The 22641-nt window shown below is 70.4% G+C and carries 22 protein-coding genes; 13 read left to right on the forward strand and 9 right to left on the reverse strand.

Annotated elements, in window-relative coordinates; translation table 11 throughout:
- Window positions 1–3: 3 nt before the first annotated feature.
- Together AWB92_RS13805 and AWB92_RS13810 are read left to right on the forward strand one after the other, a co-directional pair.
- Window positions 4–1305 (forward strand): thymidine phosphorylase, encoded by a 1302-nt coding sequence (locus AWB92_RS13805; protein ID WP_085186420.1) that lies wholly within the window; start codon window positions 4–6, stop codon window positions 1303–1305.
- Window positions 1302–2381, forward strand: coding sequence for an adenosine deaminase (locus AWB92_RS13810; RefSeq protein ID WP_085186385.1), 1080 nt, complete (start codon window positions 1302–1304; stop codon window positions 2379–2381). Before AWB92_RS13805 ends, AWB92_RS13810 begins: the two co-directional genes overlap by 4 nt.
- Window positions 2382–2387: 6 nt before the next feature.
- On the opposite strand, the gene AWB92_RS13815 is transcribed toward AWB92_RS13810, so the two are convergent.
- On the reverse strand, window positions 2388–2672 hold the full coding sequence (locus AWB92_RS13815; protein ID WP_085186387.1) for a GlsB/YeaQ/YmgE family stress response membrane protein: 285 nt from the start codon (window positions 2670–2672) through the stop codon (window positions 2388–2390).
- 108 nt (window positions 2673–2780) lie between these two features.
- Between AWB92_RS13815 and AWB92_RS31055 the strand changes: the two genes are divergently transcribed.
- The gene (locus tag AWB92_RS31055; RefSeq protein ID WP_172405457.1) at window positions 2781–3464 is read left to right on the forward strand and encodes a DivIVA domain-containing protein; all 684 of its coding nucleotides are present in this window, start codon (window positions 2781–2783) and stop codon (window positions 3462–3464) included.
- A 15-nt stretch (window positions 3465–3479) separates the two neighbouring features.
- On the opposite strand, the gene AWB92_RS13825 is transcribed toward AWB92_RS31055, so the two are convergent.
- The gene (locus AWB92_RS13825) at window positions 3480–4157 is read right to left on the reverse strand and encodes a GntR family transcriptional regulator (RefSeq protein ID WP_085186424.1); all 678 of its coding nucleotides are present in this window, start codon (window positions 4155–4157) and stop codon (window positions 3480–3482) included.
- A 158-nt stretch (window positions 4158–4315) separates the two neighbouring features.
- On the opposite strand from AWB92_RS13825, the gene AWB92_RS13830 reads away from it, so the two are divergent.
- Together AWB92_RS13830 and AWB92_RS13835 are read left to right on the forward strand one after the other, a co-directional pair.
- Entirely contained in the window at window positions 4316–5350 is a 1035-nt protein-coding gene (locus AWB92_RS13830) for a cupin (protein WP_085186389.1), read from the forward strand.
- Between the two features lie 41 nt (window positions 5351–5391).
- Window positions 5392–6399 carry a VWA domain-containing protein gene (locus AWB92_RS13835; protein WP_085186390.1) on the forward strand — a complete coding sequence of 336 codons (1008 nt, stop codon included), beginning with the start codon at window positions 5392–5394 and terminating at the stop codon, window positions 6397–6399.
- 4 nt (window positions 6400–6403) lie between these two features.
- Here the strand turns inward: AWB92_RS13835 and AWB92_RS13840 are convergent, their stop codons facing one another.
- The 3 genes from AWB92_RS13840 to AWB92_RS13850 all read right to left on the reverse strand — a co-directional run bounded on the left by AWB92_RS13840 (window position 6404) and on the right by AWB92_RS13850 (window position 9632).
- Entirely contained in the window at window positions 6404–7387 is a 984-nt protein-coding gene (locus tag AWB92_RS13840; protein ID WP_085186392.1) for a VWA domain-containing protein, read from the reverse strand.
- A 66-nt stretch (window positions 7388–7453) separates the two neighbouring features.
- Window positions 7454–8767, reverse strand: a complete 1314-nt coding sequence (locus tag AWB92_RS13845; RefSeq protein WP_085186394.1) for a primosomal protein — start codon at window positions 8765–8767, stop codon at window positions 7454–7456.
- Window positions 8768–8819: 52 nt separating this feature from the next.
- Entirely contained in the window at window positions 8820–9632 is an 813-nt protein-coding gene (locus tag AWB92_RS13850) for an alkaline phosphatase family protein (RefSeq protein WP_239645642.1), read from the reverse strand.
- Window positions 9633–9763: 131 nt separating this feature from the next.
- On the opposite strand from AWB92_RS13850, the gene upp reads away from it, so the two are divergent.
- Entirely contained in the window at window positions 9764–10387 is a 624-nt protein-coding gene (gene upp / locus AWB92_RS13855) for a uracil phosphoribosyltransferase (RefSeq protein ID WP_085186396.1), read from the forward strand.
- Between the two features lies 1 nt (window position 10388).
- On the opposite strand, the gene AWB92_RS13860 is transcribed toward upp, so the two are convergent.
- Both AWB92_RS13860 and AWB92_RS13865 read right to left on the reverse strand, forming a co-directional pair.
- Window positions 10389–11957 (reverse strand): phospho-sugar mutase, encoded by a 1569-nt coding sequence (locus AWB92_RS13860; protein ID WP_085186398.1) that lies wholly within the window; start codon window positions 11955–11957, stop codon window positions 10389–10391.
- A gap of 4 nt (window positions 11958–11961) precedes the next feature.
- Window positions 11962–12768, reverse strand: a complete 807-nt coding sequence (locus tag AWB92_RS13865; protein WP_085186400.1) for a purine-nucleoside phosphorylase — start codon at window positions 12766–12768, stop codon at window positions 11962–11964.
- 88 nt (window positions 12769–12856) lie between these two features.
- On the opposite strand from AWB92_RS13865, the gene AWB92_RS13870 reads away from it, so the two are divergent.
- The gene (locus tag AWB92_RS13870; protein WP_193791402.1) at window positions 12857–13474 is read left to right on the forward strand and encodes a cutinase family protein; all 618 of its coding nucleotides are present in this window, start codon (window positions 12857–12859) and stop codon (window positions 13472–13474) included.
- A gap of 3 nt (window positions 13475–13477) precedes the next feature.
- On the opposite strand, the gene AWB92_RS13875 is transcribed toward AWB92_RS13870, so the two are convergent.
- A complete protein-coding gene (locus AWB92_RS13875) occupies window positions 13478–14941 on the reverse strand; it encodes a PPE family protein (protein ID WP_085186404.1) in 1464 nt (487 codons plus the stop codon).
- A gap of 147 nt (window positions 14942–15088) precedes the next feature.
- Between AWB92_RS13875 and AWB92_RS13880 the strand changes: the two genes are divergently transcribed.
- Both AWB92_RS13880 and AWB92_RS13885 read left to right on the forward strand, forming a co-directional pair.
- Window positions 15089–16291 (forward strand): M20 family metallopeptidase, encoded by a 1203-nt coding sequence (locus AWB92_RS13880; RefSeq protein WP_085186406.1) that lies wholly within the window; start codon window positions 15089–15091, stop codon window positions 16289–16291.
- Window positions 16288–17454, forward strand: coding sequence for a M20 family metallopeptidase (locus AWB92_RS13885; protein ID WP_068187717.1), 1167 nt, complete (start codon window positions 16288–16290; stop codon window positions 17452–17454). Before AWB92_RS13880 ends, AWB92_RS13885 begins: the two co-directional genes overlap by 4 nt.
- On the opposite strand, the gene AWB92_RS13890 is transcribed toward AWB92_RS13885, so the two are convergent.
- Window positions 17451–17933, reverse strand: a complete 483-nt coding sequence (locus AWB92_RS13890; protein WP_068187722.1) for a gamma-glutamylcyclotransferase — start codon at window positions 17931–17933, stop codon at window positions 17451–17453. The genes AWB92_RS13885 and AWB92_RS13890 overlap by 4 nt on opposite strands.
- A gap of 139 nt (window positions 17934–18072) precedes the next feature.
- Here AWB92_RS13890 and AWB92_RS13895 point away from each other — a divergent pair, with 139 nt between their 5' ends.
- Genes AWB92_RS13895 through AWB92_RS13910 form a run of 4 tightly spaced genes read left to right on the forward strand, consistent with a single transcriptional unit; the run spans window position 18073 to window position 22495 of the window.
- On the forward strand, window positions 18073–19488 hold the full coding sequence (locus AWB92_RS13895) for an NAD(P)H-quinone dehydrogenase (protein ID WP_085186407.1): 1416 nt from the start codon (window positions 18073–18075) through the stop codon (window positions 19486–19488).
- Between the two features lie 56 nt (window positions 19489–19544).
- Window positions 19545–21269, forward strand: a complete 1725-nt coding sequence (locus tag AWB92_RS13900; protein WP_068113877.1) for a glycerol-3-phosphate dehydrogenase/oxidase — start codon at window positions 19545–19547, stop codon at window positions 21267–21269.
- A 7-nt stretch (window positions 21270–21276) separates the two neighbouring features.
- Window positions 21277–22116 (forward strand): pseudouridine synthase, encoded by an 840-nt coding sequence (locus AWB92_RS13905; protein WP_085186409.1) that lies wholly within the window; start codon window positions 21277–21279, stop codon window positions 22114–22116.
- Window positions 22117–22156: 40 nt separating this feature from the next.
- Window positions 22157–22495: a hypothetical protein gene (locus AWB92_RS13910; RefSeq protein ID WP_068187726.1), complete on the forward strand. Its 339-nt coding sequence runs from the start codon at window positions 22157–22159 to the stop codon at window positions 22493–22495.
- Window positions 22496–22641 lie beyond the last annotated feature (146 nt).

Genomic DNA, 22641 nt, shown 5'->3' on the forward strand with positions numbered 1-22641 from the left:
GACATCACATTTGACGGGGCATTTGACGGAGCCTTCGACGCGCCGACGGTGATCCGGACCAAACGCGACGGTGGGCGGCTGCCCGACGCCGCCATCGACTGGGTGATCGACGCGTACACGCACGGCCGCGTCGCCGACGAGCAGATGTCGGCGCTGCTGATGGCGATCGTGTGGCGCGGCATGGACCGCGGCGAGATCGCCAGGTGGACGGCGGCCATGCTGGCCTCGGGCGCGCGGCTGGACTTCGGCGACCTGGGCGTCCCGACCGTCGACAAGCACTCCACCGGCGGCGTCGGGGACAAGATCACCCTGCCGTTGGTGCCCGTCGTCGCCGCCTGCGGGGCCGCCGTGCCCCAGGCATCGGGACGCGGGCTCGGGCACACCGGCGGCACCCTGGACAAGCTGGAATCCATCGCCGGGTTCACCGCCCAGCTGTCTACCCGGCGGATCGCAGAACAGCTCCGCGACGTCGGCGCCGCGATCTTCGCCGCCGGCGAGCTGGCCCCGGCCGACGCCAAGCTCTACGCGCTGCGCGACGTCACCGGCACCGTCGAGTCACTGCCGCTGATCGCCAGCTCGGTGATGAGCAAGAAGCTGGCCGAGGGCGCGGGCGCGCTGGTGCTCGACGTGAAGGTCGGATCCGGGGCGCTGATGAGCTCGGAGGCGGCCAGCCGCGAGCTGGCGCACACGATGGTCGAGCTGGGCGCGGCGCACGGGGTGCCCACCCGCGCGCTGCTGACGGACATGAACCGCCCGCTCGGCTCGACGGTCGGCAACGCGCTCGAGGTCGCCGAGTCGCTGGAGGTGCTGGCCGGCGGCGGGCCGCCCGACGTGGTGGAGCTGACGCTGCGGCTGGCCGCCGAGATGCTCGACCTCGCCGGCCTCGGCGACCGCGATCCCGCCCGCACGCTGCGCGACGGCACCGCGATGGACCGCTTTCGCCGGCTCGTCGCGGCCCAGGGCGGCGACTTGTCGGTACCGTTGCCGATCGGTTCGTGTTCCGAGACCGTGACCGCGCACCGGGGCGGCACAATGGGCGATATCGACGCGATGGCAGTGGGTCTGGCAAGTTGGCGGCTCGGCGCGGGCAGGTCCCGTCCGGGCCATCCGGTGCAGTTGGGCGCGGGAATCAGGATCCACCGCCGCCCCCGGGAGCCCGTCGCGGCCGGCGAGCCGCTGTTCACCCTCTACACCGACACCCCCGAACGCTTCGACGCCGCGCTGGCCGAGCTGGCCGGTGGCTACAGCGTCGAGGACACGCCGCCGGTTTCCCGGCCGCTGATCATCGATCGGATCGCCCAGTGATCGAACTGAACCAGATCAAAAAGGCGCCCAAGGCCCTGCTGCACGATCACCTCGACGGCGGCCTGCGGCCGTCGACCGTGATCGACATCGCCGGCCAGACCGGCTACGACGGGCTGCCCGCCACCGACGTCGACGAGCTGGCGAAGTGGTTTCGCACCCGGTCGCACAGCGGCTCGCTGGAGCGCTACCTGGAACCGTTCTCGCACACCGTGGCGGTGATGCAGACCCCCGATGCCCTGTACCGCGTCGCCTACGAATGCGTGGAGGACCTGGCCGAGGACTCCGTCGTCTACGCCGAGGTGCGCTTCGCCCCCGAGCTGCACATCGACCGCGGGCTGTCCTTCGACGAGATCGTCGACGCCGTGCTGGAGGGTTTCGCCGCCGGCGAGAAGGCCAGCGCGGCCGCGGGCCGGCAGATCAAGGTGCGGCTGCTGGTCACCGCGATGCGCCACGCCGCGGTGTCCCGCGAGATCGCCGAGCTGGCAATCCGGTTCCGGGACAAGGGCGTGGTCGGATTCGACATCGCCGGCGCCGAGGCCGGCAACCCGCCGACCCGCCACCTGGACGCCTTCGAGTACATGCGAGACCACAACGCGCGCTTCACCATTCACGCCGGTGAGGCGTTCGGGCTACCGTCCATCCACGAGGCGATCGCGTTCTGCGGTGCCGACCGGCTCGGCCACGGGGTGCGCATCGTCGACGACATCGAGGTCCTCGAGGACGGCCGCGTCCGGCTGGGTCAGCAGGCATCCATCCTGCGGGACAAGCGAATTCCGCTGGAGCTGTGCCCCAGCTCGAACGTGCAGACCGGCGCCGTCAAGAGCATCGCCGAGCACCCGTTCGATCTGCTGGCCCGCACCCGCTTCCGGGTTACCGTCAACACCGATAACCGACTGATGAGCGACACCACGATGAGCCTCGAAATGTCGAGGCTCATCGAGGCTTTCGGTTATGGGTGGAGTGATCTGGAGCGGTTCACCATCAACGCGATGAAGTCCGCCTTCATCCCCTTCGACGAGCGGCTGGCGATCATCGACGAGGTGATCAAACCGCGGTACGCGGTGTTGATCGGCTAGCCGCGCCTAGCGCGGCAACCCGGTGCGGTGGCGACGGCCCGTCACGGCCTCCCAGATCGCGATCAGGACGACGGCTGCGGCGACGCCGACGAAGAACGGAATCCAGGCGATCCCGCCGTTGGCGTTGTGGTATCCGAACTGCGCGGCCACGGCCGAGCCGATCAGACCACCGATGGCGCCGAGGACGACCGTCATGATCATGCCGATGTTCTGTTTGCCCGGCATAACCAGGCGTGCCACCAAACCGATGACCGCGCCCACGATGATGGCCAGGATGATTGATCCGATCATTGCAGCTCCTGTTGTCTTTACGGCGCCCCTTGCGGGCACCGTCTTGGAATGCGGGTTCCCCGAACCACCCGGCTTGTAACACAATTCGATGCGGTACAAACTCTGCTCATGGATCCCGAGCAGGTGCGCAAGGTCGCCTTCGGTCCGCCACCCACGGGTAAACGCGGTTACAACGAGGACCAGGTCGACGCGTTTCTCGACTGGCTGGAGGCGACGTTGCGGGATCCGGGCCGGGGAGCGCCCACATCCGAGCAGATCCGTGACGTCACCTTCTCCAAGCCGCCCATCGGAAAGCGCGGATACCACCGGGACGAGGTCGACGCGTTCCTCGACTTGGTCGCGCGGCAAGTCGCGGGACCCGGGGGTTCGCCATCCGAACCCGCTCCGGGCGGTAGGCCGCCGACCAGGTACACCATGAAGATCCAGCCGAACCTGTTCCTGTTCTGGACGCCGCAATGGCACGACTGGCGCTGGGACGACACGTCCGGCGGGTCCGGCGACGGTGTGCTCGACGTCGTCTTGGAATTCCTCTTCGACCTGCTGTGGAACTGGTTCCTGTGGAGGGTGTGGGCCGCCGTCGCGGGGTTGCTGGAGGGATGCGTCGCCGTCGCGCTCTCCCCGATCTCCCTGCTGACCAGCCTGCTCGGCGCGCGGCGGCACCGGCTGATAGCCGTCCCGAACGACGGCACCGACGCGTTGTTGCTGAGCCAGGGTTCCTGGTACGCCGTGCGGCGCGCCCGGGCCGAAGCGCGCGACCAGATCGCCGCCGGCGACGGCGTCCTGACACTGTAGGGCTGATGTTTATCGCTAAGGCGACAGCGGATCGACGGTGATGCCGATCGCCCGCACGGTGCTGGCCAGGTGGCTCTGGACGGCGCTCAGCGCGCCCGGCAGGTCGCCGTCGCGCAGCGCCTCCGCGATGACGCGGTGCTCGTCCATGATCGTCGTCATCCGGCCCGGGTCGCCGAACGCCGATTCGCCGATCATCCGCATCTGGCGGTCCCGCAGCGACGAGTAGAACCCGGCCAGGATGGCGTTGCCGGATTCCTCCTGCGTGACCGTGTGAAAGGCGCGGTCGGCGTCCAGGAATTCGCGCCAGTCGCCGGCCGTGGCGGCGTCGCGTTGCCGCTCCAGCTCGCCCGACAGCCGCTCGTACACCGCGGCGCGGGCGGCGGGGCCGCGCGCCACCACCTTCGTCGTCGCGAACTGTTCCAGGATCAGCCGCGCCTCGATCACGGAACGGGCCTCGTCGGGGGACACCGGGACGACGAGGGCGCCGCGCTGCGGAAACAATCGCAGCAGGCCTTCGGCCTCCAGCCGGAGGAACGCCTCGCGGACCGGGGTGCGCGACATGCCCAGCGCTGCGGCGACGTCGCCCTCGCTGATCAACTCCCCGCCCGGAAACTGGCCGGTGAGCACCTGCGCCTTGACGTACTCGAGGGCGCGGTCCTTGGCCGTGCCGGCGCGCGGGTTGGTTACAGCCACCATGCCGTCTTTGAGGCCTTTCTTGCAGCTAAGTCGTATCCCAGATGTGTCCCATGAAGGTACACCAAACGAACGCCGCCGGGCCCTCGCTTGACCACTGAGATACAAGAGAGATACGTTAGAGGTACAAGACGCACCTTAGCCGAAGGATTTCTGCCATGTCGACCTTGGGAACAGACCAATCGGTGGTCCCAAACCTGGACCCGACCGTCCCCGCGCCCATGACGAACGTCGCCGAGTTCGGCTTCGAGGGCCGGTTCGAAGACTGGGCCGACGACGCCTGCTATTTCGAGTACTCGAAGGCCGCCAACCCGATCGGGTCCGGACATGCCCCGCAGGTTCCGATTACCCGCTTCGGTCCGGAGGTCTACCTCGACCGGCCGACGGGCGTGTTCCCGCTGGACCTGTCGGGGCAGCTCGGCATCGACACCGGGCCGGCGACCAGCCCCGCCCTGCTGGCCAACTTCGTCCGCATCCGCGCCGGCGAGCAGATCGACGCCTGCCCGAACGCCACCTCGCAGCTGTACTACGTCCTGTACGGGCGGGGCTTCGCGGCGATCAACGGCCGGCTCGTCAAGTGGGAGAAGGGCGACTTCCTGACCCTGCCCGCCGGCAACGATTCGGTGTTCTACGCCGACGCCGAGGCCGTCATGTACTGGGTGCACGACGAGCCCCTGCTGCGCTACCTCGGCGTGACGGCCACCCAGCCCCGGTTCCGTCCCACCAAGTTCTGCCGGTCCGACGCGGTGGCGAAGCTGGAGGAGATCGCCGCCCGGCCGGGCGCCAACGAGAAGAGCCGGGTCAGCGTGCTGCTGGCCAACGCCAACCAGGAGCAGACGATGACCATCACCCACGTGCTGTGGGCGATGTTCGGCGTGCTGCCCCCGCAGCAGGAGCAGCGCCCACACCGGCACCAGTCGGTCGCGCTGGACCTGATCCTCGACGCGCCCCCGAGCGGCTGCTACACGCTGCTCGGCACCCGCCTCGACGAGCGCGGCGACATCGTCGACCCGATCCGGGTGGAGTGGCAGGCCGGCGGCGCCTTCACCACCCCGCCGGGCATGTGGCACGCCCACTACAACGAGACGGACACGCCCGCCCACCTGATCCCGATCCAGGACGCCGGGCTACAGACCCACTTGCGCAGCCTGGACATCAAGTTCACCCAGCGCCGGGATCTGGTCGCCGGCTGAGTCCATGCAGCCTCGTCGTTTGACGAATAGGGTGGCTGGACATGAAGCTGCCGCTGCTGGGACCCGTGTCGCTGACGGGCTTCCAGAACGCCTGGTTCTTCCTGTTCCTGCTGGCCGTGGCGCTGCTGACCGGGATCTACGTCGTGGTGCAGTTCGCCCGTCGGCGTCGGGTGCTGCGGTTCGCCAACATGGAGGTGCTGGAGCGGGTCGCGCCGCTGCGCTCCGGCCGGTGGCGGCACGTGCCGACGATCCTGCTCGCCGCGTCGCTGGTGCTGTTGACCACCGCCATGGCCGGGCCGACGTCGGACATCCGGATTCCGCTCAACCGGGCGGTGGTGGTGCTGGTCATCGACGTTTCGGAATCCATGGCGTCCACCGACGTCGCCCCCAACCGGCTGGCCGCCGCGCAGGAGGCCGGCAAGAAATTCGCCGATGAGCTGACGCCGGCCATCAACCTGGGCCTGGTCGAATTCGCCGCCAACGCCTCGCTGCTGGTGTCGCCGACGACGAACCGCGCCGCGGTGAAGGCGGCGATCGACGGGTTGAAGCCGGCGCCGAAAACCGCGACGGGGGAGGGCATCTTCACGGCGCTGCAGGCGATTGCCACGGTCGGCTCGGTGATGGGCGGCGGCGAAGGGCCGCCACCCGCGCGGATCGTGCTGGAATCCGACGGCGCCGAAAACGTGCCGCTGGACCCCAACGCGCCGCAGGGCGCCTTCACCGCGGCGCGGGCCGCCAAGGCCGAGGAGGTGCAGATCTCGACGATCTCCTTCGGCACGCCCTACGGCACCGTCGAGTACGAGGGCGCCACCATCCCGGTCCCCGTCGACGACCAGACGCTGCAGGAGATCACCAAGATCACCGACGGCCAGGCGTTCCACGCGGACAGCCTGGAATCGCTGGAGAGCGTCTATTCGACGCTGCAGCGCCAGATCGGCTACCAGACCGTCAAGGGCGACGCCAGCCTGGCCTGGATGATGCTGGGCGCGGTGCTGCTGGCGGGCGCCGTCCTGGCCGGCCTGTTCCTCAACCGGCGGCTGCCCGCCTGATCGCTCAGACCGGCAGGCGCCGGTTGATCAGCAACCCCAGCGCCGCCGCCATCAGCGCGACGACGACGCCCAGGCGCAGCCAGCCGGCGCTGCCGGGGCCGGGCACCGTGCGGAAGCCGATGTCGTTCTCGATGGCGTTGTAGCTCTTGTTCAGCTCGCCGATGTTGGTGGCGGTGTAGGACTGCCCGCCGGAGAGCTGGGCGATCTTGCGCATCTGGTCGGTCGACACCGGGACGGCGACGCGCTGCCCGTTCATCTCGATCTCCCCGCCCTTGGTGCCGAACGAGATCGTCGAGATGGGCACGCCCTGGTCCTTGGCCAGCCGCGCCGCGGTGAAGGCGCCGTCGTGCGGGTCGCTGGGGTCGGTCGGCTTGTTCTCGCCGCCGTCGGACAGCAGCACGATCCGCGCGGGCGGCGGCGTGTCCCCGCCGGTGATGGCCGCGGCGCCGACCGCGTGCAGCGCGGTGAAGATCGCCTCCCCGGTCGCCGTCCCGTCGGCGAACTCGAGCTTCTTCAAGGCCTCGAGGGTGGCCTCGTGCTGCGGGGTTGGCGGCACCAGCAGGTAGGGCGTGCCCGCGAAGCCGACCAGCCCGAGGTTGATGCCCGGCGTCAGCTGGCTGGCGAACTGGCTGGCCGCCTGCTCGGCCGCCTTGAGCCGGTTGGGTTCGACGTCGGTCGCGCGCATCGAGTTCGACATGTCGATGATCAGCACGACGCAGGCGCGGTTGCGCGGGATGCGCATGTCGTGCGTGGGCGTGGCCAGGGCGACGGTCAACAGGAACAGCGACAGCAGCGCCACCGCGATGGGAACGTGCCGCCACCACGACTGCGGCACCTCGGCCTCGGTGAAGCGGCGCAGCCGCTGCCGGCGGCGGGCCTGCACCACGACGTAGACGGCCAGCAGCGCCAGCGGGATCAGACCGAAGAGCAGCAGGCCCGGACGCTGGAATCCGTACAGGGGCAGTGGGCCGATGCCGGGAAGCGACACCTGCGCCAGTAAAGAGCAGTCTCGGTGGCCCGTCAAACGCGGCGCATTTCGCGCCTTTTTGGCGGCTTACTCCCGCCGGAGCCGCCCGTCGACGAACTGCTCCAACTTCTCCCACTCGCGCACGGCGGCCGCGTACGGGGGTGTGGGCTTGTCGACCGAGTCCGGCTCCAGCACGTGGCCCACCAGCTTGCCCAGCGGCCGGGCGGTGTCCAGCGCCTTGTCCACCGTGCTCTCCTCGGAGTAGTCGCCGATGTCGCGGAGCAGCTCGACGGCCAGCTCGAGCTGGTCGCGGTCCACGGCGTCGGGCCCCTCGGCGAAGTCGTCGGCCAGCCCGCTCAGCACGTAGATGTTTTCGTCGGTGATGTCCACCGCCAGTGAGCCGTCCGTGGCGGCCGTGCGGATGTCGTCGTAGGTGCTCAGGTCGGCCAGGTCGTGGTCGTGCTCGTCGGCCAGGTAGCGGGCCAGGGCCCGCTCCGAGCCGAACACGCTGATCCGCCCGTTGCGGCCCAGGAAGATCGGCCGGTCGTCCAGGTAGCAGCGCAGCGTGTAGAACGTCCCGGAGCTGGTGATGATGCGGATCGGATCGATGCCGACCTGCACCCAGAAGTCCTCGTCGCCGCCCAGCACCACGGTGTCGCCGGGCGCGCGGGTTTCCTCCTCGGCCTCCTGTGGCTCTTCCTCTTCGACCTCTTCGTCTTCGGCGTCGTCTTCGTCCAGGCCCGTGTCCTCGTCCTGGACGGCTTCCTCTTCGTCGGCCTCGGCCTCCTCTTCGGGCTCTTCGCGCTCCTCGGCCAGTTCCTCGGCGGCCTTGGCCGACGCGTCCTCGTCGACCTCGGGCGTGCTGATGATCTCCTCGATCGAGGCGAGGACGTCGTCCCAGCTGCGGCCGATCACCTCGGCGATCGCGTTCCAGCGCTTCTGGCCCGCCTTGCCGGTGAAGGTGTCGATGCCGCCGGCCACCGTGCCCAGGTTGGGGTTGCCGTTGAAGAACTTCGACACCGGCGCCAGCTCGCACACCGATCCGATCGACGACACGATCGCCAGCACGCCGGCGAGCGCGTTCACCGACTCCTCGGTCGGCTTCTCCGACACCAGTTCCTCGACGACGACCAGATCGAACTGCCGGTCCTCGCCGGGCTCGAAGGTGTGCGCGTGCGCCGACGTCAGGTCCGCCCAGCCCGGGTGGTCCGTCAGGTCGTTGTCGGCGCCGGAGCGCACGAACGCGACCAGGTCGGCGACGGAGGAGAACGCGTACAGGTCCTCGTCCTTGCCCAGGAACGCCTCCCACTCGTCTCCGGCGTCGCGCCAGCGGGGCGCCCACACGGTGTAGCGGTCACCGGCGGACAGGCTCAGGCGGATCGGCACGAGGTCAGCAGCCATGCGGCACACAATAGCGACGGGCGGCGCGGCCACCCGGCCCCGGGCAATCGATCTAGGCCCAGATCGTCGCGATCGGCGCGGCGCCGGCCGCGTAGCCGGTCTTCGGCAGCCCGTACATCTGCTCCAGCGTGGACAGCACGCTGTAGTGGTTGATCTGCTCGTTGTAGTTTCCCGGCTGCACGTGCGCGCCGTAGATCACGGTCGGGATCTGGTTGCGGGGGCCGCCGTCGTCCTCGTCCCACGTCACGATGAGCAGGCTGTTGTTGGCCACCGCCCAGTTGGCGTAGCCCGACAGCTCGCGGCTCAGCCACGCGTCGGCCTGCGCGATCGAGCCGTCGTGCATGTTGTCGTCGTTGTTGGGAATGACGAACGCCACCGTCGGCAGCGCGGCGTAGTTGCCCATCGGGAAGGCCGAGAACGGCAGCGAGTTGGCGGCCGGCACATTGCTGAAGTTGGCCCACGGCACGTGCTTTCGCGCGTACTTGCCGGCGCTGCACACCGTCGAACCCGGCGCGGGCAGGCCCTCGGCGTAACCGGCGAAGCTGTACCCGGCGGCCAGCAGTTCGGAAGCCAGGTTGGGGGTGGCGCCGCCGTCGACCGGGCACGAGTCCTTGGTCACCCCAAGGGTGCTGCCGGCGAACAGCGCCAGGTAGTTGGGCTCGCTGGGATGCGCCTCGGCGAACGACTGCACCATGTTCGCCCCGCCCGCGGCCAGCGCGTTGATGAACGGCGCCGACTTGTTGCCGATGATCGTGGTCGCCGCGCGGTTCTCTTCCACCACGATCACCACGTGCGCGGGCTGCGGCAGCGCGGCCGCCGCGAGCTCGACCCGCGGCGCCGACGGGACGATCGCCAGTCCCGCCAACGCCGCCGCGCCGGCCAGGCCTTTGATTGCGCTCAGCACGCCGGGAGTATATGGGCGGATCGGCCCGCCCGACGGCGCCGAGCGAGCGTGTCGGCGTTGCTACTCGCAATCGTTATATAGGGTCAAATCCCATGGACGTGCGCGTCATTGATCATCCGCTGGCCCTGTCTCGGCTGACGACGCTGCGCGACAAACGCACCGACAACGCGCACTTCCGGGCCGGGTTGCGGGAGCTGACCGCGATGCTGATTTACGAGGCCACCCGCGACGCCGCCCGCGAGACCTTTCCCATTCGCACGCCGCTTGCCGAGACGGTCGGCGTGCGGCTGGCCGACCCGCCCCTGCTGGTGCCGGTGCTGCGCGCGGGACTGGGCATGCTCGAACGCGCGCTGGAGCTGCTTCCGGAGGCGCGGGTGGGCTTCGTCGGCGTGGCCCGCGACGAGGAAACCCATTGCGCGACGGGATATCTCGAATCGTTGCCGGACGACCTGACCGCCGCGCCCGTGATCGTGTTGGACCCGATGCTGGCCACCGGCGGTTCGATGTGTCACACGATCGGGCTGCTACGGCAGCGCGGCGCGTCGGACATCACCGCGCTGTGCGCGGTGGCCGCGCCGGAAGGCGTTGCGGCGCTTGAGAAAGCGGCGCCGAACGCGCGGCTCTTCACGGTGGCCGTCGACGACCGCCTCAACGAGATCGCCTACATCGTGCCGGGCCTCGGCGACGCCGGCGATCGCCAATTCGGGCCGCGCTAGCTCACCAGCCCCGCACGTCCGAGACCAGCTCGTCGCGCAGCGCCCGGGCCCGGGCGCGGGCTGAGGCCAGGTCGTCCGTCGGCGCGCAGCGAATCTCCGCGTAGCACTTCAGTTTCGGTTCGGTGCCCGACGGGCGCACCACCACCCGCGCCGAGGTTTGCCCGTCGCCGCCGGTGAAGATCAGCGCGTCGGTGATGTCGGTGACTGTGGCGGCAAAGCCGGCCAGCCGGGCCGGCGGCGCCGCCCGCAGCCGCCGCATCAGCTCGGCGGCCTCGCCGGCGTCGGCGACGCGGCGCGACACCGCGGCGACGTCGTGCACGCCGTGGCGGCGGGCGAGGTCGTCGAGCGCGTCGGGCACCGAGCGGCCCCGGTCCTTCAGCGCGGCCACCAGGTCGCACACCAGCACCGCCGCGCTGATGCCGTCCTTGTCGCGCACGGCATCCGGGTCGACGCAGTGGCCGATCGCCTCCTCGTAGGCGTAGACCAGCCTGCCGCCCTGGACGCCCGAATCGGCGCGCGCCAGCCACTTGAAGCCGGTAAGGGTCTCGACGTGGGTGGCGCCGTGTTCGGCGGCGATCGACGCCAGCATCCGCGAAGACACCACGGTGCTGGCCACCACGGGCGTGCCGGGCCCTTCGTGAGACAAGATGTAATCGCCCAGCAGCCAACCGGTTTCGTCGCCGGACAGCATCCGCCAACCCGACCCGGTCGGGATGCCGACGGCGCAGCGGTCGGCGTCGGGGTCCAGCGCGATCGCGACGTCGGCGCGGGTGTCCTCGACCAGCGCGAGCAGCGCGTCGGTGGCCCCGGGCTCCTCGGGGTTGGGGAAGGCGACGGTGGGAAAGTCGGGGTCCGGCGCGAACTGGGCCCCGACCGTGTGCACCTGGTTAAATCCGGCGCGGCGCAACGCCTCCACCGCCACCGCGCCGCCCACGCCGTGCAGCGGTGTCAGCCCGACCCGCACGGACCCGGCACCGCGGCGCACCGCGGCCGCCCGCTCGAGATACCGCTCGACGAGGTCGGTGTGGGCGGGTTCCACGGCGCGCCTGGCGATCTGGTCGGCCGGGGGAGCCGCGGCCATCGCGGCCTCGATCCGGCGGTCGGTGGGGGAGACGATCTGGATGCCGCCCTCGAAGTAGACCTTGTAGCCGTTGTCGGCCGGCGGGTTGTGCGACGCCGTGATCTGCACGCCGGCGGCCGCGCCGGTGCGCCGCACCGCGAACGCGACCACCGGCGTCGGCACCGGTCCCGGCAGCAGCAGCACCGAAAAGCCTTCGGCGGCAAGGATTTCGGCGGCCACGGTGGCGAACACCGCCGAGCCGTGCCGGGCGTCGCGGCCGACGATCACCGGGCCCGGTTCGGCCAGCACCTGCGCGACGGCCCACGTCGCGCGCGACACCACCGCGACGTTCATCGCGTCGGGCCCGCCGCGCACCGGCCCGCGCAGCCCCGCGGTGCCGAAGGCGAGCGGGTGGGCGAACCGCACGGCCAGCTCGCCGGAATCCAGGGCGGCGAGCTCGGCGGCCGTCGTCGGGTCGGGATCGTGGGCGATCCACTCCTCCGGCGTCACGTCGTCACAGCCGGGCCACCACGTCGGCCAGCAACGCGCCCATCCGGCTGGCCGAGGCCGTCCCGGCGGCCAGCACCTCGTTGTGGCTCAACGGTTCTCCGGAGATCCCCGCGGCCATGTTGGTCACCAGCGACACCCCCAGCACCTCCGCGCCGGCCGCGCGGGCCGCGATGGTCTCGTGCACCGTCGACATGCCGACCAGGTCGGCGCCCAGCACCCGCAGCATCCGGATCTCCGCGGGCGTCTCGTAGTTCGGCCCGGGCAGGCCGGCGTAGACGCCTTCGGTCAGCTCCGGGTCGGCGGCGCGGGCGAGCTCGCGCAACCGCGGCGCGTAGGCGTCGGTCATGTCGACGAACTGCGGGCCGACCAGCGGTGAGCGCGCCGTGAGGTTCAGGTGGTCGCTGATCAGCACCGGCCGGCCGACCGCCAGGTCGGGGCGCAGCGCGCCGGCCGCGTTGGTGAGCACCACCGTCCGCACGCCCGCCGCGCAGGCCGCCCGCACCGCGTGCACGACGTGGCACAGGTCGTGCCCCTCGTAGGCGTGGACACGACCGACCAGCACCAGCACCCGATGGGCTCCGATGCGCACCGACAACAGCTCACCGGTGTGCCCGACGGCGGTCGGCGGCGCGAACCCGGGCAGCTCGGCCTGGGCCAGCGAGACGGTCGGGGGGCCGAGCGCGGCCACCGCCGGCCGCCATCCCGAGCCGAGGACGATGGCGACGTCGTGCTCGGGAACCCCGGTGCGCTCGGCGATGGCCCGCGCCGCCCGCCGTGCGAGCTCGTCGGGATCGGGCAGGGGTTCGGCCACAGTCGGCGAGCTTATCCCGGCGTATGTGAGGATCTGCCGTATGCGTCGTCGTGGGTGGTCGAATTTTCCTCTGGTGGTTGCCGTTGCGGTGTCGGCGGTCGTGATCGCGTGCGGCCGGGCGCCGGCGGCGGCGGCCGATCCGTGTCCCGATGTCCAGCTCATCTTCGCCCGCGGGACCGCCGAGCCGCCCGGCCTGGGGGCGGTGGGCGACGCGCTGTTCGCCGCGCTGCAGCCGGCCCTCGGGGCGCGCCACGTCGACGCGTACCCGGTGAACTATCCGGCCAGCTACAACTTCCTGACGACGGCCGACGGCGCCAACGACGCGCGCGACCATATCGCGCAGATGGCCCAGCAGTGCCCCGCGACGCGGCTGGTGCTCGGTGGCTTCTCCCAGGGCGCCGCGGCGGTGTCGATGCTGGCGGGGGTGCCGCCCCTTGGCGAGCGCATCGGCAACTTCGGATCGGCTCCCGCGCTGGATCCCGCCCTGGCCGACAAGGTGCGGGCGGTTGCGGTGTTCGGCAATCCCGGCAATCGCTTCAACACGCCGCTGTCGTCGACGGGCGCCTGGGCCGGTCGCGCCATCGATCTGTGCAGCGACGGCGATCCGGTCTGCGTCGTCGGCGGTCGCGACCGCGACGCGCACCACGCGTACGAAGTGCCGCCGTACCCCGGCCAGGCGGCGGGGTTCATCGCCGGGCTGGTGTAGCCGCTACAGGCCCAGGAGGCTGCGCAGCGCGTTGACACCCGAGGCGAAGGCCGACGGCGTCCCGGTCACGGCGCCGTTGATCCCTGCGTTGAAGAAGCCCGAGACATAGTCGCCGGTGTTGCCGACCCCGGAGGCGAAGTCGCCGGCGTTGTTGAAGCCCGAGCTCCCGATGCCGAGGTTGCCGAAACCCGAACTGGCGCCGCTGCCGGTGAACAGGTTGCCCGCGCCGGTGTTCAGGTCGCCGGAGTTGAACAGGCCGGTGTTGATGCTGCCCGAGTTGAAGATGCCGGTGTTGTAGTTGCCCGCGTTGAAGGCGCCGGTGCAGTAGTCACCCGAGTTGAAGAATCCGGTGTCGCTCGATCCGGAGTTGAACAACCCCGCGGTCAGGGCTCCCGAATTGCCCACGCCCCAGTTGAACTGGCCCGAGTTGCCGATGCCGATGTTGCCGCTGCCCGAGTTGAAGAAGCCGATGTTGTTGGTGCCCGAGTTGCCGAACCCGATGTTGCCGAGGCCGGAATTCAGGCCGCCGAAACCGATCTGGTGGTCGCCGGTGAGCCCGATGCCGATGTTGCCCGTGCCCGTGTTGCCGAATCCGAAGTTTCCCGAGCCCAGGTTGCCGAGGCCGAAGTTGTTGCTGCCGAGGTTGCCGAAGCCCAGGTTGTAGCCGCCGTTGTTGCCGAAGCCCAGGTTGAAGCCGCCGGTGTTGCCGCTGCCGAAGTTGAAGCTGCCGATGTTGCCGCTGCCCAGGTCCCAGTGGCCGAAGTTGCCGCTGCCCAGGTTCACGTTGCCGATATTGCCGCTGCCCAGGTTGAGCTCACCCAGGTTGCCGCTGCCCAGGTTCCAGGACTGCGAGTTCCCGATGCCCAGGGTGATCAGGTGCGAGTTGCCGATGCCCGCGAAATTGATGCCAGGCAGGGCTTCCAGCGGCTTGAAGATGTTTTGTTCGATGAATTCCAGCGGGCCGGACGCCGCGAGCTGGGTCGCCGCGGCCGACGCGCCGGCGTGATAGTCGACCATCGCGGCCACGTCTTGGGCCCACATCTGCTCGTACTCGGCCTCGGTGGCCGCGATCGCGGGGGCGTTCTGGCCGAACAGGTTCGACATCACCAGGGACACCAGGTCGCTGCGGTTGGACGCGACCATCACCGGGTGCACCGTCGCCGCCAACGAGGACTCGAACACCGCGGCGACGGCCTGGGCCTGCGCCGACGCGTTCTGCGCCTGGGTGGCGGCCGCGCTCAGGAAGCCGGCGTAGGGGGTGGCCGCCGCCATCATCGCCGCCGCCGCCGGGCCCTGCCACGCCTGACCGGTCAGCTCAGAGGTCACGGATGCGAACGACGACGCCGCCGACGCGAGCTCGGAGGCCAGGCCGTCCCAGGCGGCCGCGGCCTCTAGCATGGGTGCCGACCCCGCTCCGACGAACATCCGCAACGAGTTGATCTCGGGGGGCAACACCAAAAAACTCATCAGTGGGTTCCTTCTGCTTCGGCCACATTTTTGACTGGACGTCATATAGATAGCAGAATTACATACTTTAAGTCCAGTTGTAGGCCTGAAACTGGCGAAACGGTTTGGTTTTCCGGGTGGCGCTCGGGGCGGTGAGATACTGCGAAGATGCCCGCTCGCTCGTTAGACGACCCGTTGGTCAGCGTCGAGGACGTCGTGCGACGACGGGGCGCCGACCTCGTCGAGTTGTCCCACGCCATCCACGCCGAGCCGGAGCTCGCGTTCGCCGAGCATCGCAGCTGCGCCAAGGCCCAGGCGCTGGTCGCCGAGCGCGGTTTCGAGATCACCGCCTCCGCCGGCGGGCTGGACACCGCCTTCCGCGCCGACTTCGGCAGCGGACCGCTGACCGTCGGGGTGTGCGCCGAGTACGACGCGCTGCCCGAAATCGGGCACGCGTGCGGGCACAACATCATCGCGGCGTCGGCGGTGGGCACCGCGCTGGCGCTGGCCGAGGTGGCCGACGACCTGGGCCTGCGGGTGGCCCTGATCGGCACCCCCGCCGAGGAGGCCGGCGGCGGCAAGGCGCTGCTGCTGCGCGCCGGGGTGTTCGACGACGTCGCGGCGGCGGTGATGCTGCATCCCGGGCCCGCCGACATCGCGGCGGCCCGCTCGCTCGCGCTCTCGGAAGCGACCGTGCACTACCGTGGCAAGGAATCCCATGCTGCCGTCGCGCCGCATCAGGGGGTCAACGCCGCCGACGCCGTCACCGTCGCGCAGGTGGCCGTCGGACTGTTGCGGCAGCAACTGGCGCCCGGCCAACTCGTGCACGGGATCGTCACCGACGGCGGGCAGGCGGTCAACGTGATCCCCGGGCACGCGGCGCTGCAGTATGCGATGCGAGCGGTCGAGTCGGATTCGCTGAGACAGCTGGAGGGCAGGATGTACGCGTGCTTCGCGGCGGGTGCGCTGGCCACCGGCTGCGAGTACGAAATCGACAATCCGGCGCCCGCATACGACGAACTAAAGCCCGACGAGTGGCTGTCCGATGTCTTCCGGGAGGAGATGCGCCGGCTCGGCCGCGAGCCGGTGGCCCGCGAGTACGAGGCGGCGTTGCCGATGGGCAGCACCGACATGGGCAACGTGACGCAGGTCCTCCCGGGCATCCATCCGGTGGTCGGGGTCGACGCGGGCGGCGCCACCGTGCACCAGCGCGCCTTCGCGGCGGCGGCCGCCGGCCCCAGCGCGGACCGCGCCGTCGTCGACGGCGCGATCATGTTGGCGCGCACGGTGGTTCAGCTCGCCCAGGCCCCCGAACAGCGCGACCGGGTGCTGGCCGCGCAGGAGCGCAGACCCGGCGGGGCGCGCGCATGAGCCTCGTCGACACCGCCGAATCGTGGTTGGCCGCGCACCACCAGGACCTGGTCGAGTGGCGCCGACACATCCATCGCTACCCGGAGTTGGGCCGGCAGGAGTTCGCCACCACGCAGTTCGTCGCCGAGCGGCTGGTCGATGCGGGGCTGAAGCCGAAGCTGCTGCCGGGGACCGGGCTGATCTGCGACATGGGTCCCGAGCACGAGCCCAGGATCGCGCTGCGGGCCGACATGGACGCGCTGCCGATGGCCGAGCTGACCGGGGCGCCGTACGCCTCGACGATGCCCAACGTCGCGCACGCCTGTGGGCACGACGCGCACACCGCGATCCTGCTGGGTACGGCGCTGGCGCTGAGCTCCGTGCCGGAGCTGCCGGTTGGGGTGCGGCTGATCTTCCAGGCCGCCGAGGAGTTGATGCCGGGTGGGGCGATCGACGCCATCGCCGCCGGGGCGCTGTCGGGGGTGTCGCGGATCTTCGCCCTGCACTGCGATCCGCGCCTCGAGGTCGGCAAGATCGCGGTCCGGCAGGGCCCGATCACCTCGGCGGCGGACCAGATGGAGATCACGCTGTATTCGCCCGGCGGGCACACGTCGCGCCCGCACCTGACCGCCGACCTGGTCTACGGCCTGGGCACGCTGATCACCGGGCTGCCGGGGGTGCTGTCGCGCCGCATCGACCCACGCAACAGCACGGTGTTGGTGTGGGGCGCGGTGAACGCGGGCGTGGCTCCCAACGCGATCCCGCAAACCGGCGTGCTGGCCGGCACCGTGCGCACCGCGAGCCGGCAGACCTGGATCGCGCTCGAGGAGGTCATCCGCGAGACCGTGTCCGCGCTGCTGTCCCCGCTGGCGATCGAGCACACGCTGCAATACCGCCGCGGCGTGCCGCCGGTGGTCAACGAGGACATCTCCACGCGGATACTGACCCACGCGATCGAGGCCGTCGGCCCCGACGCGCTGGCCGACACCCGCCAGTCCGGCGGGGGTGAGGATTTCTCCTGGTATCTGGAGGAGATTCCCGGCGCGATGGCCCGGCTGGGGGTGTGGTCGGGCGAGGGACTGCAGCTGGACCTGCACCAGCCGACCTTCGACCTCGACGAGCGGGCCCTGGCGATCGGGCTGCGCGTGATGGTCAACGTCGTCGAGCAGGCGGCCCTGTTCTAGGCGCCGCTGGTCCCCGGGCCGATGTTGTGCGCCGGGCGGGTCCGCAGATCGTGCACGTAATCCTCTGGCGCGCCGGCGATTTCGGCCGCGTCGGCCATCACGCCGAGGTAACGCGCCGACGGCAGGCCGCCCTCCCAGGCGTCCAGCACGTACAGCCATGCCAGCACGGGGTCGGTGGTGGTGTCCGACGAGATGCGCTCCACCCGGCAGCGGATCTTCTTGTGGACCCCGAACTCCGAGCCCTCCCAGCGGTCGAGGTTGATCTCGTCGGCCGGCGTCATGTCGTAGAGGACGACGAACACCTTCGATTGCGGGTCCTCGACGATCGTCGCGAGGGCCCCTTCCCAGCCGATGTCCTCCCCGCCGAACGTCAACCGCCACCCGTGCAGCCAGCCAGTTCCGGCCATCGGCGAGTGCGGCGCGCGCTTGAGCATCTGCTCGGGATCCATGTTCGACCCGTACGCGGCGTATAGCGGCACGGGGAAAGCTTAGACGTCGCATGCTCGCGCGGTATTCACCCGAGCGATTCGCGGGGTCCCCGCCGCCCCGGGCCCGATGGCCCGGCTCCTCCTCGCGCCGCGCTGCGGCGCGCATCGTCTCCGGGATAGGTTAGGGACCGTGGTGACCCGCATTGTCATCCTCGGGGGAGGGCCGGCCGGTTACGAAGCCGCGCTGGTCGCCGCCACCTCCCATCCGGACACGACGCACGTCACCGTGATCGACTCCGACGGCGTCGGCGGGGCGGCCGTGCTCGACGACTGCGTGCCGTCCAAGACGTTCATCGCCTCCACCGGGCTGCGCACCGAACTGCGCCGCGCGCCCCGGCTGGGCTTCGACATCGACTTCGAGGACGCCAAGATCTCGTTGCCGCAGATCCACGCCCGGGTCAAACGGCTCGCCACCGAGCAGTCGGCGGACATCACCGCCCAGCTGCTCGCCGTGGGCGTCGAGGTGGTCGCGGGCCGCGGCGAGCTCGTCGACCCCACGCCCGGCCTGGCCAAGCACCGCATCAAGGCCACCGCCTCGGACGGCACCTCCAGCGAGCACGAGGCCGACGTCGTGCTGATCGCCACCGGCGCCAGCCCACGGATCCTGCCGACCGCCCGGCCCGACGGCGAGCGGATCCTGACCTGGCGGCAGCTCTACGACCTGGAGGCGCTGCCCGAGCACCTGGTCGTGGTGGGCTCCGGGGTGACCGGCGCCGAGTTCGTGCACGCCTACACCGAGTTGGGCGTGCGCGTGTCGGTGGCGGCCAGCCGCGACCGGGTGCTGCCCTACGAGGACGCCGACGCCGCGCTGGTGCTCGAAGAGTCGTTCGCCGAACGGGGGGTGCAGCTGTTCAAGAACGCGCGCGCCGAGTCGGTCACCCGCACCGAGGCCGGGGTGCTGGTCACGATGACGGACGGCCGGACCGTCGAGGGCAGCCACGCCCTGATGACCATCGGATCGGTCCCCAACACCAGCGGCCTGGGCCTGGAGCGCGTCGGCATCGAGCTCGGGCGGGGCAATTACCTGAGTGTGGATCGGGTTTCGCGCACCTCGGTGCCGGGGATCTACGCCGCGGGCGACTGCACCGGGCTGTTGCTGCTGGCGTCGGTGGCCGCCATGCAAGGCCGGATCGCGATGTATCACGCGCTGGGGGAGGGCGTGACCCCGATCCGGTTGCGCACGGTCGCCGCGACGGTGTTCACCAGGCCGGAGATCGCCGCGGTCGGGGTGCCGCAATCGATGATCGACGACGGTTCGGTGCCGGCGCGCACCATCATGCTGCCGCTGCGGACCAACGCGCGGGCCAAGATGTCGGGCCTGCGGCAGGGCTTCGTCAAGGTCTTCTGCCGGCGGTCCACCGGCGTGGTGATCGGCGGCGTGGTGGTGGCGCCGATCGCCTCCGAGTTGATCCTGCCGATCGCCGTGGCGGTGACCAACCGCATTACCGTCAACGAGTTGGCGCAGACGCTGGCCGTTTACCCCTCGCTGTCCGGCTCGATCACCGAGGCCGCGCGCCGGCTGATGGCCCACGACGATCTGGATTAGCCACTAGCCTGGGAACCGCACACCTACCGACGAGTAACCGGACAGGAGTCCCCGCTGTGACCGACCCAATCGACGCGCTGGGCCCGCAGCACCGCACCGTCGCCTGGGAGCGCCTCGGCGCCGAGCAGTTCGACGTGGTGGTGATCGGCGGCGGCGTGGTGGGCTCGGGATGCGCGCTGGACGCCGCCACGCGCGGGCTCAAGGTGGCGCTGGTCGAGGCGCGCGATTTCGCCTCGGGCACGTCGAGCCGGTCGTCGAAGATGTTCCACGGCGGGCTGCGGTACCTCGAGCAGCTCGAGTTCGGCCTCGTCCGCGAGGCGCTGCACGAGCGCGAGCTGTCGCTGACCAAGCTGGCGCCGCATCTGGTCAAGCCGATGCCATTTCTGTTCCCGCTGACCCATCGGGTCTGGGAACGTCCCTACACCGCCGCCGGCATCTTCCTCTACGACCGCCTGGGCGGCGCGAAATCCGTTCCGGCGCAAAAGCATTTGACCCGTGCCGGCGCGTTGCGGCTGAGCCCGGGCCTCAAGCGCACGTCGTTGATCGGCGGGATCCGCTACTACGACACCGTCGTCGACGACGCCCGCCACACCATGACGGTCGCGCGCACCGCCGCCCACTACGGCGCGGTGGTGCGGTCCTCCACCCAGGTGGTCGCGCTGCTGCGCGAGGGCGACCGGGTGACCGGCGTGCGGGTCCGCGACTCCGAGGACGGCTCGATCACCGAGGTCCGCGGCCACGTCGTCGTCAACGCCACCGGGGTGTGGACCGACGAGATTCAGGCGCTGTCCAAGCAGCGCGGGCGGTTTCAGGTCCGCGCGTCCAAGGGCGTACACGTCGTGGTGCCGCGCGACCGGATCGTCAGCGACGTCGCGATCATCCTGCGCACCGAGAAGTCGGTGATGTTCGTCATACCGTGGGGCAGCCACTGGATCATCGGAACCACCGACACCGACTGGAATCTCGACCTCGCCCACCCCGCGGCCACCAAGGCCGACATCGACTACATCCTCGGGACCGTCAACACCGTGCTGGCCACGCCGCTGACGCACGCCGATATCGACGGCGTATACGCCGGGCTGCGGCCGCTGCTGGCCGGCGAGAGCGAGGAGACGTCCAAGCTGTCCCGCGAGCATGCGGTCGCGGTGCCCGCGCCCGGCCTGGTCGCGATCGCCGGCGGCAAGTACACCACCTACCGGGTGATGGCCGCCGACGCGATCGACGCCGCGGCCCAGTTCGTTCCTGCCCGGGTGGCCCCGTCGATCACCGAGAAGGTCAGCCTGCTCGGCGCCGACGGCTATTTCGCGCTGGTCAACCAGGTCGAACACGTCGGCACGCTGAAGGGCCTGCACCCGTACCGGGTGCGCCACCTGCTGGACCGCTACGGGTCGCTGATCGGCGAGGTCCTGGAGCTGGCCGCCGAGTCTCCCGACCTGCTCAGCCCGATCAAGGAGGCGCCCGGCTACCTGAGGGTCGAGGCCCTCTACGCCGTCACCGCCGAGGGGGCCCTGCACCTGGAGGACGTCCTTGCGCGCCGGATGCGCATCTCCATCGAGTACTCGCACCGCGGCGTCGATTGCGCCCGCGAAGTGGCCGACGTGGTGGCGCCCGTGCTGGGGTGGTCCGCCGCGGACGTCGACCGCGAGGTCGCCAATTACACCGCGCGGGTGGAGGCCGAAATTCTGTCGCAGGCCCAGCCCGACGACGTGTCGGCGGACGAATTGCGCGCCAGCGCACCCGAGGCGCGCGCCGAGATCCTCGAGCCGGTACCGCTGAGTTGAGGCGACGTTGAGGCCGGCGCCCCTCCCTGTGCGCGACGGGCTCGGCCCGGCCCGGGTGCGGCTGAGCGGCGGTCCGGTGCTGGCCGAGCTGACCGCCCGGTTCGGCGCGCCGGCCAGCGAGGTTGTCGACGCCGACGGCGACCCGGTTGACGAGACGACGGTGCTGCCGGCGGGTTCTTTCGTCTACCTCTATCGCCAGCTGCGCGACGAGGTGCCGGTGCCCTATGAGATTCCGGTGCTGCATCAAGACGACGACATCGTGGTCGTCGACAAGCCGCATTTTTTGGCCACCATGCCGCGCGGCCGGCACGTCGCGCAGACGGCGCTGGTGCGGCTGCGCCGCGAACTGGGGTTGCCCGACCTGAGCCCGGCGCATCGGCTCGACCGGCTGACGGCCGGAGTGCTGCTGTTCACGACCCGGCGCGAGGTGCGCGGCGCCTACCAGACGATGTTTTCCCGAGGTTTGGTCAGCAAGGTTTATTTGGCGCGCGCCGCCGTCGACCCCGCTTTGGTGCTGCCGCGGGTGGTGCGCAGCCGAATCGTCAAGCGCCGCGGCGTTTTGCAGGCCTTCTGCGAGCCGGGTGCGCCGAACGCGGAGACGTTGGTGGAGCTGCTTGCCGATGGCGTATATCGGCTGACGCCGCGCACCGGACGCACCCATCAGCTGCGGGTGCACATGGCCTCGCTGGGCGTGCCGATCGAGGGTGATCCGTTGTACCCGAACGTCATCGACGTTGCCCCCGACGACTTCAGCGCGCCGCTGCGGTTGCTGGCGCAGCGCATCGAGTTCGTCGACCCGCTCTCTGGTGTGCGCCGCGAGTTCGTCAGCCGGCGGCCGGGCCCGTAGCCGCAAGAATTTCGCATGCGCCCCTCGCTAGCCTGCCGTCATGCACACACTGAAGAAGGCCGTTGCCGGGGCGCTCCTTTCGGGCGGCCTCGCGGTGGCGGGCGTCGGTCTCGCCGGAGGTGCGGCCGTGGCACAACCCGCCCCGGCGCCGCTGAACCACTTCACCTGGTGCCCGGGCCATCCGGATCCGAACGACCACATGTCGCCAGGGGGCCCGATCGCCGCCATGCAGCGGGAGGGGTGGGACTTGAACGTCTGCCACGACTATTGGTATCCCGCGGCCGGATTCCCGGATAGCCCGCAGCACAACGACATTGTCGAGGGGGATCACGTGCCGCGCGGGCCCGCCTGCGCGCCGCTGTGCGCGCCCTGGCCGTAACGAGGCTGCGCTGACCGACTCTTGTCGCCGGGCGCGGCTATACTCGAACACATGTTCGATGAAGCTGCTCGTGCTGAGGTGATTGCCCGGTTCGACGAGATGATCGAGCGGTGCTATCCGTCTTCGACGGCGGAGTCCGCTGCGCT

Origin of the sequence: Mycobacterium sp. IEC1808 (assembly GCF_002101935.1) — a bacterium.
Lineage (GTDB): Bacteria > Actinomycetota > Actinomycetes > Mycobacteriales > Mycobacteriaceae > Mycobacterium.